We start from the raw sequence: 13,406 nt of genomic DNA, 5'->3' as shown, positions 1-13,406 counted from the left end.
CGGATTTTCCGAAATGCGGCTGCAAAGGTACAACTTTTTTTCGTTTCTACAAATTTTTTCCGAAAAAATGTGTAACTTTGCACCCGAATTTAAGTATTTTCGTATGCAGGATATCAGAAACATTGCAATTATCGCTCATGTTGACCACGGAAAAACAACACTCGTGGACAAGATGATGCTGGCTGGACACCTGTTCCGTGACGGACAGAATCTCAGCAATCAGGTACTGGATGCCAACGACTTGGAGCGCGAGCGTGGTATCACCATTCTTTCAAAAAACGTCAGTATCAATTGGAAAGGCGTTAAAATCAATATCATCGACACTCCAGGACACTCGGATTTCGGTGGCGAGGTAGAGCGTGTGCTCAACATGGCCGATGGCTGTCTGCTGTTGGTTGATGCCTTCGAAGGTCCTATGCCTCAGACTCGTTTCGTGCTGCAGAAGGCACTCGAAATCGGACTGAAGCCTATCGTTGTAGTTAACAAGGTAGATAAGCCTAACTGCCGCCCTGAGGAGGTTTACGAGATGGTATTCGATCTGATGTTCTCGCTCAATGCCACCGAGGAGCAGTTGGATTTCCCCGTGGTTTATGGTTCGGCTAAGAATGGCTGGATGAGTGAGGACTGGCAGAAACCTACCGACAATATCACTTATCTGCTTGATAAAATCGTAGAGATGATCCCCGCCCCAAAACAGGAAGAGGGAACACCCCAGATGCTCATCACATCACTCGACTACTCGAGCTATCAGGGTCGTATCGCCGTAGGTCGTGTACACCGTGGCACCCTGAAGGATGGCATGCAGGTAACCATTGCACACCGCGATGGCACCATGGAGAAGACTAAGATTAAGGAGCTGCACACCTTTGAGGGTATGGGACATGTACATACCGAACAGGTGGAGTGTGGCGACATCTGCGCTGTAATCGGACTGGACAAGTTTGAGATTGGCGATAGCATCTGCGACCTGGAGAACCCAGAGCCACTCGCTCCTATCGCTATCGACGAGCCTACCATGTCGATGCTCTTCATGATTAACGACTCGCCTTTCTTTGGTAAGGAGGGTAAGTTTGTTACATCGCGCCATATTAACGACCGCTTGGAGAAGGAGCTGGAGAAGAACCTGGCCCTGCGCGTGTCACCTTTCGAGGATAGCACCGATAAGTGGATTGTATCAGGACGTGGTGTGCTGCACCTCTCAGTGCTGGTTGAGACCATGCGTCGTGAGGGCTACGAGTTGCAGGTTGGTCAGCCTCAGGTAATCTACAAGGAGATCGACGGTGTAAAGCACGAGCCTGTTGAGGAGCTCACTATCAACGTGCCCGAGGAGTTCTCATCAAAGATGATTGATATGGTAACCCGTCGTAAGGGTGAAATGACATCAATGGAGAGTCAGGGCGAGCGTGTAAATATCGAGTTCGATATCCCATCACGCGGAATCATCGGACTGCGTACCAATGTGCTTACGGCCAGTCAGGGCGAGGCTATCATGGCCCACCGCTTTAAGGAGTATCAGCCATACAAGGGCGAGATTGAGCGCCGTGTAAATGGTTCGATGATATCGATGGATACTGGTAACGCCTTTGCTTATGCTATCGATAAGCTGCAGGACCGTGGTAAGTTCTTCATCGATCCAGGTGAGGATGTTTACATGGGTCAGGTAGTAGGTGAGCATGTTCACGATAACGACCTGGTAGTAAACGTATGTAAGGCTAAGCAGCTTACTAACGTACGTGCATCGGGTACCGATGATAAGGCTCGCATTATTCCAAAGACCGTAATGAGTCTTGAGGAGTGCCTGGAGTACATCAAGAGCGACGAGCTGGTAGAGGTAACACCAAAGTCGATGCGTATGCGCAAAACGATTCTGGATCACGACCAGCGTAAAAAGGCTGCGAAACAGTGAGTGTAATGATGCTTGCATCGATTGCCGAACGCAAGCAGGCTCGACTGTAGGTCAAGGCTAATAAAGTATAAGGTTTATATAGCAAAAAAAGCCTCGCCAATCGGCGAGGTTTTTTTATGCTTAGAAGTGAATGTTTACGTCTAATCCAACCTGGATAGGTGTTGCTCGCTGAGCGAAGTAGTGAGTTCCACCTACAGCACTCGATGCAACGGCAAATGTATTGTAGTGCGTGTTGGTGAGGTTTCGTCCCCAAAGCGATACCAGCACTGGTCCGAAGTCGTAATCAGCATGTGCACCAGCCACAGCATAGAACTTCTGGGCGTAGGTGTTAGCCTCGTCCCACCATGTTTTACCCTGGCCATTCATGTTGGCACCAATGGTGAACTTGCCAATGTGCCAGTCAACCATAGCGCTAAGAGTGTGCTGGGGAACGAATGGAACATAGTTGCCATCGTAATCGCCAGCGAATGTATCCGTATTTGGAGATGTAGAACCACCTACGGTATGCTGGTACTCATCAAACTTAGCATTTGTGAATGCATAGGTTACAGCCCAGTCGAGAGCATTGTCGATAGCCTTTCCACGCAGAGTAGCCTCAAGTCCGCATGAGTGACTCTTACCTGCATTGACCATTATGCGACCATAGTTGCTGTTAGGCTCCATGATCGACAGCTGTTGATTGCGAATCTGCATGTAGTAAAGAGCCAAGTCGAAGTGGGTGCTACCACCAAACAGGTTGAGGTGGGTACCAATCTCATAGTTCCAACTCTCCTCTGGCTTATATGCGATAGTCTCGTTGATAGCATCATAGTCGGCAGCAGTGTGCTCCACATCGTAGTCACCACGCATAGCGTCCTGCTGATGCGCATTCAACTCAGTCTGCAGCACATCGCTGAACATCTGGAAATTGTATCCACCAGCGCGATAGCCCTTTGATACCAGTGCGTAGATATTACCAATATTCTCGTCGAAGCTATAGGTCAGCGCCACCTTTGGCAGCAGCTGGGTGTAGCTCTTAGAGCGACTGTCCTGTACATGCGATGTGAGGTGATAGGTAGCTGTAGCATTGGCTGTACCACCAGTCATGTTCATATAAGCCAAAGCATCGTACTCAATCTTCACCTTATCTATATTAAAGCGCAAACCAAGGGTAAGCTTCCAGTTGTCGCCCAACAGGATGTTACTCTCGTGGAAAGCTGCAAAGTTCCAAGTTGGAGTTTTGTACTCACCAGGCACAGCCATCTCGGCAGTCATGGTTACACCCATCTTATCTACTGCAGCCTGAGCAGCAGTCTGAGCAGCCTGGGCACTCATACCCTGCCCCATATAGCGACCAATCATAGCCTGGAGCATAGAGTTCTTCATAGCATTGGCAATCGCATTGCCGATAGGACCTGTGATGCCATCGCCAAAGAGCACGGGTGCATTGGTGTTAAGCCACTGGTACGAAGCGAACAAACCTGTAGCATGCTGCCAACGACTTGGGAATATCTGACGAATCAGACCCTTGTTGTTGCTACGCAGCACAAACTCCTGAGTGATGGCGTTCATCTTCTGAGCCTGATTAAGCTGCAGATAATCGCCTGTCATATAATCCTGGTCCATCAGCATCAGGTCGTTCAGGTACTGATAGCTGGTGGTTGAGGTAAAGAGCAGGCTCTCTGTCTCGTAACCAATGTTCAAACCTGTGGTGAACATATTGCGCTTGTAACCATTCATAATGGTGGTGGCAGGGTCATCAGGCTTCATGGTATAAGGTTTTACCGAACTCCATTCAAAAGGTTGGAATTCTCCATAGCCGAAACCATTCTGGTTTACATACTGATAATCAGCAGTCCAGTCAAACTTCAGCTGCTTGTTTGGGGCATAGATCAGACGGAGTTTACCACCAGCCTCGTTGGTCAGGTCATTCTTCTGGTCGAAGTTCTGATTATTGATAAAGCCCTTCAGACCGCTGTAGAAACCAGCCACGCTGAATGCCAGCTTCTCAGATGGACGATGGTAGTGAGCCACCTCTACATTGCTATACAGACCTGTGCCGATACCCAACTTGATATCAGTGCCCTGATAATTCTTGCGTCCCTCCGGTAGCAAGCGGCAAGCCGATTCCATAGGATTCTTAGAGTAGATACGTACCAGTCCACCCTCAGTGTTCATGCCATAGAGCGAACCCTGGGGACCACGCAGCACGTCTACACGATCCAGCATATAGAAATGGTTATTGAAAGCCGACTTCGACATCAGTGGGATATTATCGTAATACACACCTACTGCAGGGTTGTTGATACGCGAACCGATACCACGGATATACATCGACGAGGTGAGGCGCGAACCATACGATGGCATCACAAACGAAGGTACATACTGCGACAGCTGCGACAGATCATGTACGTTGAGCTGCTGAAGCTGCTCGCTACCAAACACGTTGCTGCTCACAGGCAGCAGACGCAGGCGAACCTGCTCCTTAGGCTGCGAAACTACAACTACCTCGTCGAGGTCGACTACTTTACTTGAATCGCTAAGAGCCTCAGTATCGAGACTAAAAAGAGGAGTGGCCAGGCCAGAAAGCTGGCCACCCAGTGCCAAAAGCACGAAAACAATCTTCTTATTCATCAATTTTACAACTTATGTTCTTAATTGCGCTGCAAAGGTACGCAATTTTTGCAACTTGAGCAATCCACATTTATATGGATTTTCAGGAGTACTGCGACAAACAGACATATATCAATGCCATTTTGTCAGCATTTATTCACTCGGCATGGTTTTGGATAATAAGAACATAGGAATAATAATAAAGAAAGGAGTTATATATGACATTCGACAAGTTTACAATTAAAGCACAAGAAGCCATTCAGCAGGCAGTAAACAGTGCCCAGATGAATGGTCAGCAGGTCATCGAACCTGTACACATACTGAAAGGTGTGATAGAGAAGGCGAAGGATGTAACCACCTTCATCTTCCAGAAGTTGGGTGTGAATGCCCAGCAGATAGAGTTACTGGTAGATCAGGAGATACAGCATCTGCCCAAAGTGCAGGGCGCTGGTCAGCCTTATCTCTCCAGTGATAGTAATAATGTACTCGTGCGCGCGCAAGAGGTAGCCCAAAAAGGTGGCGACGAGTTTGTATCGGTAGAACCTATCCTACTCGCCCTGCTCAAAGTTAACTCTACCGCCTCGCGCATTATGAAGGATGCCGGCTGTACCGAGAAGGAAATGCAGGCTGCTATTCAGGAGTTGCGCCAGGGACAGAAAGTACAATCGCAGAGTGCCGACGACAACTACCAGAGTTTGGAGAAATACGCCAAGAACCTGGTTGATCTGGCGCGACAAGGCAAGCTGGACCCAGTGATTGGTCGCGACGATGAGATCCGTCGTGTGCTGCAGATTCTGAGTCGTCGCACCAAGAACAACCCTATATTAATAGGTGAACCTGGTACGGGTAAGACTGCCATCGTTGAGGGACTGGCTGGCCGTATTGTGCGTGGCGATGTACCTGAGAACCTGAAGGACAAGCAACTCTACTCGCTGGATATGGGTGCGCTGGTAGCTGGTGCCAAGTACAAAGGAGAATTTGAGGAGCGCCTGAAGAGTGTGATCAACGAGGTGACCAAGGCTGAGGGCCGCATCATCCTGTTTATCGACGAGATCCACACCCTGGTAGGTGCCGGCGGTGGCGAGGGTGCCATGGATGCCGCCAACATTCTGAAGCCAGCCCTGGCACGTGGCGAACTGAGAGCCATTGGTGCCACTACACTGAACGAGTATCAGAAATACTTTGAAAAGGATAAGGCCCTGGAGCGTCGATTCCAGACTGTGATGGTAGATGAGCCTGATGAACTGAGCGCCATCAGTATTCTGCGAGGCTTGAAAGAGCGCTACGAAAATCACCACAAGGTACGTATCCAGGACGATGCCTGTATCGCTGCCGTACAACTCTCAGAGCGATATATCAGCGAGCGATTCCTGCCTGATAAGGCTATCGACCTGATGGACGAGGCCGCAGCCAAGTTACGTATGGAGCGCGACTCGGTACCTGAGGAATTGGATGAGATTACCCGCCGTTTGGCCCAGCTCGAAATCGAGCGCGAGGCTATCAAGAGAGAGGGCGACACCCAGAAGATAGCACAGTTGGATAAGGACATCGCCGAACTGAAGGAGCAGGAAACCCAGTTCCGTGCCAAGTGGGAAGGCGAGCGCCAACTCATCAACAAAATCCAGCAGGACAAGCAGGACATTGAGAACCTCAAACTGGAGGCAGAACGTGCTGAGCGCGAGGGCGACTATGGTAAGGTAGCCGAAATACGTTACTCGAAACTGAAAGCACTTGAGGACGACATTGCACATATCCAGAGTCAGCTGGCCAATGCCCAAGGCGATAACTCTCTGGTTCGCGAAGAGGTTACCGCCGATGACATCGCCGAGGTAGTAAGCCGCTGGACAGGCATCCCTGTTACCAAGATGATGCAGAGCGAACGCGAAAAGCTGTTGCATCTGGAGGATGAGTTGCACAAGCGCGTGATTGGTCAGGACGAAGCCATTATCGCTGTATCTGATGCTGTGCGCCGCAGTCGTGCTGGTTTGCAGGATCCTAAGCGTCCTATCGCAAGTTTCATCTTCTTAGGTACCACAGGTGTAGGTAAAACAGAGCTCGCCAAGACCTTGGCCGACTATCTGTTTAACGACGAGACCATGATGACGCGTATCGACATGAGTGAGTATCAGGAGAAATACAGCGTGAGCCGACTGATTGGTGCACCTCCAGGATACGTAGGCTACGACGAGGGTGGACAACTGACCGAGGCCGTGCGCCGCAAGCCTTACTCGGTAGTGCTGTTCGATGAGATTGAGAAGGCCCATCCGGATGTGTTCAACATTCTGTTGCAGGTGCTGGACGATGGACGTTTGACGGACAACAAGGGACGTACCGCCAACTTTAAGAACACCATCATTATCATGACCTCGAACGCTACCCGTGAGCAACTCAGAGCCACTATGCGCCCAGAGTTCCTGAACCGTATTGATGAGATTATCACCTTTACACCTCTTACCAAGGAACAGATTGCCGACGTAGTGAAGTTGCAGATGAAGAAGGTTACCGATATGCTGGCACCTCAGGGCATCACCTTAGAGTGTACACCACAGGCCATCGACTATCTGGCCGAGCAGGGTTACGATCCCGACTATGGTGCTCGTCCTGTAAAGCGTGCCATCCAGCAGTTCGTGCTCAACGACCTGTCGAAGAAGATCCTGTCAGACGAGGTGGATCGCACCAAACCTATCATCATCGATGAATACGGCGAAGGACTAATCTTTAGGAATTAAGAAAAAGGGTTGCTCGAGTTATCGAGCAACCTTTTTTCTGTTATGGATATAAACTCCTTTCTGGCGTGGTTCGCCTTGTAGCTGTCGGCCTTGCAGGTCGTACCAACGATTATCAGTATCCTTTACCTCGATAATCGGCTGGATGTCCGATGTACCTTTCATAAAATCGAATGATACCGTACCATCATCAGCTATACGGATATTGGTAATAGCCTTCGACATCAGCAGGGCACCTTCAGCATTCTTATTATGCACGGTAGATGCAGGTGTACTGCTATCATTCAGCACATCGTTTATCAACTGCGTTTCGGGATTGGTATAAGGATAAGTCGAGGTACTCAGGTACCTGTTACGCAACCAGTCGTCCATCGTATATTTCCCCAAATCCTTGCCATTATTCTTGGGATCCCAAGTCAGGTAATCCTTACTATCCGCATGGAACAAATCGTAACGGAAAAGGGTATCAGCAATATTTACTTCATTTAAATGCCACCTTTCCTGATCGTAATCTACATGAAAAATTGCTAAGCCATTGCCAGGAATACCATAATCCCACTTAGTTTGTCTTCGATTCTCCAGCAGATAGTACTCGTTTGTGCAGCCAGAGTTACGAATTAAATAGGTTGCCCCTCCCTCACTTACAGGCTTCATTTCTGTGATAGTAGTGGGTTCTGTCAGTTCGGTAGGTGTCCCCCACCCCAAGAGCATTTTCTCCAAGATCGATAAGTTGGGGGGGCACCAACCCTTGTTGGTGTAGTTTCCCCCATCCATCAGGTCCCACTCATCCACCACCGAGAAATAGCTTGAGCCACTAGTAGGGTAGATATCAGGCAACCCTAAGCAATGGGCAAACTCGTGGCAAATGGTACCAATACCACATAGTGTCTTGTCTCTCCACAGTTCACAAGTTATACAGGTATTCACCATTTCCTTTTTTCCTGGGGCATTAAAAGTAGTATAATCTGTGTTAGGCCAAATGTAACCCGAAGCCTGGTTTCCGCAAAGACCAGCTGCCACAAACAGCATCTGTTCAACCACACCATCTCCATTCCAATCGTAAACAGAGAAGTCTTGAGTGGTCAAGGTATCCAATGCCGCCAAAGCCTCTTCCATAGCATTAAAGCCATAGTTATTATAAGAACCTTTTGCACTGATGCTAACCTTAATAGGGCCATAAATGTCAAACTGCAAGTTAAAAAGTCCACCTGACTGATCGCGAAAATAATCAGCCACAGAGCCTAAACCATAACCCTCGTTATAGCCATTCTCATTAAACAAACGCTGGTAATAGGCGGCAGGATCCTCCATCGAAAAATCGCAATCGGCAAAGGATATCAGCACCACAGCCTGACGATACACTTTCTGCGGATCCCAATCTTGAACGGGATAGCTAAGCACCCCGCGGGTCTTAGCTTTATCAGTGGGGATATTTCGTAAACAAGGCATTCGCCGCTGTGCGCTGGTGGCAACTGCCACCAGCAACACAAATGCGAACTGTATTATTTTGCGCAAGGTGTCCATGGCTTCAGGGTCTTGAAGAAGTCATTACCCTTGTCGTCAACCAGGATGAATGCGGGGAAGTCCTCAACCTCAATCTTCCATACAGCCTCCATACCCAGCTCTGGGTACTCTACGCACTCAATGCTCTTGATAGAGCTCTTAGAGAGAACTGCGGCTACACCACCAATGGTTCCGAGGTAGAAACCACCATGCTTCTTACAAGCCTCGGTAACTACATCCGAGCGGTTACCCTTAGCAATCATAACCAGTGATGCACCGTTAGCCTGGAACTCATCAACGTATGGGTCCATACGGTTAGCTGTTGTTGGTCCCATCGATCCACAAGGATAGCCCTCTGGAGTCTTAGCAGGTCCAGCATACAGCACAGGATACTTCTTGAAGTACTCAGGCATACCCTCACCAGCATCCAGACGAGCCTTGAGCTTAGCGTGAGCGATATCACGAGCCACGATGATGGTACCCTTCAGGTTCACACGGGTGCTTACAGGATACTTAGAGAGCTCAGCACGTACAGCATCGATACCCTCATTCAAATCGATCTCGATACCCTTGCCGCCCTCACCAGGCTTACGCAACTCCTCAGGAATCAGCTCTGTTGGGTTGCTATCCATCTTCTCCAGCCAGATACCATCGGCATTGATCTTTGCCTTGATGTTACGGTCGGCAGAGCAGCTTACACCCATACCGATAGGACAGCTGGCGCCATGACGAGGCAGACGGATCACACGGATATCGTGTGCCAGATACTTACCACCGAACTGTGCACCCAGTCCAATCTTCTGAGCCTCCTTAATCAGCTTCTGCTCCAGGTCGATATCACGGAAAGCACGACCGGTCTCGTCACCAGTTGTTGGCAGACCGTCGTAGAACTTGATTGAAGCCAGCTTCACTGTCAGCAGGTTCTTCTCAGCCGATGTACCACCGATAACGAATGCGATGTGGTATGGAGGACATGCAGCTGTACCCAGACTCTTCATCTTCTCTACCAGGAATGGGATGAGTGTACCCTCGTTCTGGATGGTAGCCTTGGTCATTGGGTAGAAGTAGGTCTTGTTGGCAGAGCCACCACCCTTAGCTACCATCACAAACTTATACTCAGCACCCTCTGTTGCCTCGATGTCAATCTGTGCAGGCAGGTTGCAACGGGTGTTCACCTCGTCGTACATATTCAGAGGAGCGTTCTGCGAGTAGCGCAGGTTGTCCTGAGTAAAGGTGTTGAACACACCAAGGCTCAGAGCCTCTTCATCCTCGAAACCAGTCCATATCTGCTGTCCCTTCTCACCGTGGATGATGGCAGTACCAGTATCCTGACAGAAAGGCAGGATACCCTTGCAAGCCACCTCTGCATTGCGCAGGAACTGCAGGGCTACATACTTATCATTCTCAGAGGCCTCGGGATCGGTGAGGATCTTAGCCACCTGTTCGTTATGTTCGCGACGCAGCATAAACTCCACATCGTGGAAAGCCTGCTGGGCCAAGAGAGTGAGGGCTTCTTTGCTAACCTTCACGATCTGCTTACCTTCAAACTCGGCGGTAGTTACGCCTTCCTTTGACAACAGACGATATTCCGTCTTGTCCTCGCCCACCTGGAACATGGGCGCATACTTAAATTCAACTGTCTTAGCCATAATCACAAAATATAAATTTATCTCTTAATCTTTAGTATCCAAAAACTTCTTCGGTAGTCAGTCTCTTCACAGGACCGATCTTCTCGAGTGCCTTCATGTCGAGTTCCTTCTCATCGCCCAGAATAATGTAGCGATAGGTTTTATTGGCCATAGTCTTCTTCTCGAAGTTCACCATATCCTGCAGTGTCACCTTGTCCAAATCCTGATAAATCTTCTGGTTCAGATCGTAGTCCAGACCCAGCTCCTTCATAGCGTTCCACTTATTGATGATGCTCATCTTGGTGGTACGCAGGCTGGCCAACTGCTTGGTCAGTGCATCCTTAGCAATCTTGAATGCAGTCTCACTGGCTGGCATCTCGTTCAGAATCTTATGGAAGTGATTGATACAATCCATCATCTTATCGTTCTGAGTGATGATGTGGGTAAAATAGCTTTCCTTGCCACTCTTCTTGTCAGGACGTCCATAGTAGGCGGCGGCATTATAAGCCAGACCACGTGCCTCACGCATCTCCTGGAACACGATACCATTCATGCCACCACCAAAGTACTCGTTGAATACACTAACTACAGCAGCTTCATCAATATTCCAGTCGCGATGCTCATCGTGATACATACGCATATAGATATTCTTAGCGTCGAATGGTGCAATCCATACCTCGTTGGTAGGTGTCTGCTGGCGCTCGTACTCTTTGTTCTGTGGCACAGGCATCAGTTTCTTTGGCATCTTATGAATTTTTGTCACGATGTCAGAAACCTCCTTCAGGCTCATAGGTCCATAATACTCCACGCTGTGCTCATAGCTGCTCAGGTTCTTCAACAGGTCAACAAACACCTGTGGGTCGGTATTCTTCAGCTGCTCCTCAGTCATGATGTCTCTGCTGTAGTTGCGCTGGCCAAATACACCATAGTTATACAGCCAGTTAAAGTAGCCACGCTGGTTCTTCTTGCCATCATTACGACGCTTCAAAATCTGGCTCACCATCTCGTCGTAAGCAGCCTTATCCACCTTGGCGTTCTGCAGCAGTTCCTCGCCCAGTGCCATAGCAGCCTGCATATTCTCGCTCAGACCCATCAGGTGCACGTTGATAGCATCGCTACCCTCGGCAATAAATACGTCGCAACCAAGCTCATAGAACTTCTGCTTCAGCTCAGCAGCAGTGTACTTGTCAGTACCCAGATAATCGATATAGTCTGTTGCTACATCGTAGCGATTGTCGGCTTTGCGACCAAACTCATAGCGCAGGTTCATCTGGAACAGGCCGTTCTCTGTATTCTTCACATACTTTAGTGGCAGTCCCTTCTTAGTCTTGGCGATGGTCAGGTCCTTCTTAAAGTCAACAAATCTTGGCTGGATAGGCTCTACCTTTGTATTCTGTACATCCTTCACAAACTCACTCATCATGTCGCGGTTGGTGGGGATGGGCGTAATAGCAGGCTTGTCAATTTTCTTCTGCAGGCTGTCAACACCCTGCTTCTTGAATACGGTTACATATGCATCTGTAAAGAACTTGTTGGCGAAAGCCACCAGTTCCTGCTTAGTAATCTTCGACACGCGGTCGATACTCTCAACCTCCTGTTTCCAGTCTACCTCGTTAATAAAGGCGTTTACAAACATATCAGCACGTCCCTCGTTGCTCTCCAGCTCCTGATAGCGATTGCGCTTGTAGTTGTTGATGATGCTTGGCAACAGACTCTCAGGGAAATCGCCCTTCTTCAGCTTCTCAATCTCGGCCAGCATCAGACTGCGCACTTCCTCCAGACTCTGACCCTGCTTAGGTGTACCCATCAGGAAGAAAGCACCATGATCGCGCAAGAGCTCGGTACCACCATTGGCGCGCTGCACCTTCATGGTCTGGTTCAGATCCAGGTCGAAAAGTCCGGCACGTCCATTGCTCAGCACATCCTCCAACAGCTGCAGGGTATCAGCCTGCAACGCATTGGCCTGCTTGGCGCGCCAAGCCATCCATACGCGCTCGGCCTCAGGACCAACGATGGTGGTGTCCTTAGGCTGCGTAAGTGCTGGCAGCGGAGCGAAGGTGGGCTGCTTCACATCTGCACCGGGTTTCCAGGTGCTGAAGTACTTATCGATGGTGGCGATGGTCTTGTCGGGATCGAAGTCACCAGCCATACAGATGGCTACGTTATTAGGGCGATACCACTTATTAAAGTAGTTCTTGATATTGGTGATTGAGGGGTTCTTCAGGTGCTCCTGAGTACCGATGGTGGTCTGTGTTCCATAAGGATGGTTAGGCCACAGCATCTTTGAGATGGTAGCAAAGAGCTTACGAGAGTCGGATGTGAGTCCGATGTTATACTCCTCATACACAGCCTCCAGCTCAGTGTGGAAACCGCGAATCACCATATTCTGGAAACGGTCGGCCTGAATCTTGGCCCAGTTATCAATCTCGTTCGATGGGATATTCTCGGTATAGCAAGTCACATCGTTAGATGTATAGGCATTGGTACCCTCAGCACCAATAGCAGCCATCAGTTTGTCGTACTCATTAGGAATAAAGTACTGGGCAGCCACCTGAGAAACAGAGTCAATCTCGTGGTATGCCTTTTTGCGAGCCTCAGGATCGGTGAGCTTACGATAAGCCTCGTAGCGCTGCTCAATCTCTGCCAGCAGTGGGGCCTCAGCCTCTGGGTTGTTAGTACCGAACTGCTTGGTGCCCTTAAACATCAAGTGCTCCAGATAGTGAGCCAATCCTGTGGTTTCGGCAGGGTCGTTCTTCGAACCGGTACGTACGGCAATATAAGTCTGAATACGTGGTTTCTCAGTGTTCACACTCAGGTACACCTTCAATCCGTTATCCAATGTGTACATACGGGTTTGCATCATGTCGCCAGGAACGGTGACGTACTTGTAATCCTTAGCCTGAGCACTCATTCCAAGTGCCATGGCTGCGATAGTCAGTAAAAATTTAGTTTTCATTAATAATAATAAATTGATAATAATAATTATTTCAGCCGCAAAGGTAGGTATTATTTGCGACATTTGCAAATAAAAAGGAGCATTTCTTAATAAAA

General features: G+C 49.0%; 6 protein-coding genes. 2 read left to right on the top strand and 4 right to left on the bottom strand.

Annotated features, from left to right (window positions below; all coding sequences use genetic code 11):
* Window positions 1-103: 103 nt before the first annotated feature.
* Window positions 104-1,906, top strand: a complete 1,803-nt coding sequence (gene typA, locus T500_RS0110925) for a translational GTPase TypA (protein ID WP_028908138.1) — start codon at window positions 104-106, stop codon at window positions 1,904-1,906.
* A 120-nt stretch (window positions 1,907-2,026) separates the two neighbouring features.
* Here typA and T500_RS0110920 read toward each other — a convergent pair whose 3' ends face one another.
* Window positions 2,027-4,519 carry a TonB-dependent receptor gene (locus tag T500_RS0110920; protein ID WP_230580897.1) on the bottom strand — a complete coding sequence of 831 codons (2,493 nt, stop codon included), beginning with the start codon at window positions 4,517-4,519 and terminating at the stop codon, window positions 2,027-2,029.
* Between the two features lie 197 nt (window positions 4,520-4,716).
* On the opposite strand from T500_RS0110920, the gene clpB reads away from it, so the two are divergent.
* Window positions 4,717-7,227, top strand: a complete 2,511-nt coding sequence (clpB, locus tag T500_RS0110915) for an ATP-dependent chaperone ClpB (RefSeq protein WP_028908136.1) — start codon at window positions 4,717-4,719, stop codon at window positions 7,225-7,227.
* An 18-nt stretch (window positions 7,228-7,245) separates the two neighbouring features.
* On the opposite strand, the gene T500_RS0110910 is transcribed toward clpB, so the two are convergent.
* The 3 genes from T500_RS0110910 to T500_RS0110900 are packed head-to-tail and all read right to left on the bottom strand — an operon-like array spanning window position 7,246 to window position 13,311.
* Window positions 7,246-8,673, bottom strand: a complete 1,428-nt coding sequence (locus tag T500_RS0110910) for a M6 family metalloprotease domain-containing protein (protein ID WP_196243510.1) — start codon at window positions 8,671-8,673, stop codon at window positions 7,246-7,248.
* A 53-nt stretch (window positions 8,674-8,726) separates the two neighbouring features.
* Complete coding sequence (locus tag T500_RS0110905; RefSeq protein ID WP_028908134.1) at window positions 8,727-10,376, bottom strand: fumarate hydratase; 1,650 nt, start codon at window positions 10,374-10,376, stop codon at window positions 8,727-8,729.
* A gap of 31 nt (window positions 10,377-10,407) precedes the next feature.
* On the bottom strand, window positions 10,408-13,311 hold the full coding sequence (locus tag T500_RS0110900) for a M16 family metallopeptidase (RefSeq protein ID WP_028908133.1): 2,904 nt from the start codon (window positions 13,309-13,311) through the stop codon (window positions 10,408-10,410).
* Between the last annotated feature and the right edge of the window lie 95 nt (window positions 13,312-13,406).

It is taken from the genome of Xylanibacter ruminicola Ga6B6, from assembly GCF_000687715.1.
Lineage (GTDB): Bacteria > Bacteroidota > Bacteroidia > Bacteroidales > Bacteroidaceae > Prevotella > Prevotella ruminicola_B.
Note: the sequence above shows the minus strand (reverse complement) of the source record. Positions and strands in the feature narration are given on the sequence as shown.

Bases quoted from the DNA above. Each gene is read 5' to 3' on its own strand.
- typA (WP_028908138.1), top strand. From the start codon at position 104: ATGCAGGATATCAGAAACATTGCAATTATCGCTCATGTTGACCACGGA.
- T500_RS0110920 (WP_230580897.1), bottom strand. From the start codon at position 4,519: ATGAATAAGAAGATTGTTTTCGTGCTTTTGGCACTGGGTGGCCAGCTT.
- clpB (WP_028908136.1), top strand. From the start codon at position 4,717: ATGACATTCGACAAGTTTACAATTAAAGCACAAGAAGCCATTCAGCAG.
- T500_RS0110910 (WP_196243510.1), bottom strand. From the start codon at position 8,673: ATGCCTTGTTTACGAAATATCCCCACTGATAAAGCTAAGACCCGCGGG.
- T500_RS0110905 (WP_028908134.1), bottom strand. From the start codon at position 10,376: ATGGCTAAGACAGTTGAATTTAAGTATGCGCCCATGTTCCAGGTGGGC.
- T500_RS0110900 (WP_028908133.1), bottom strand. From the start codon at position 13,311: ATGAAAACTAAATTTTTACTGACTATCGCAGCCATGGCACTTGGAATG.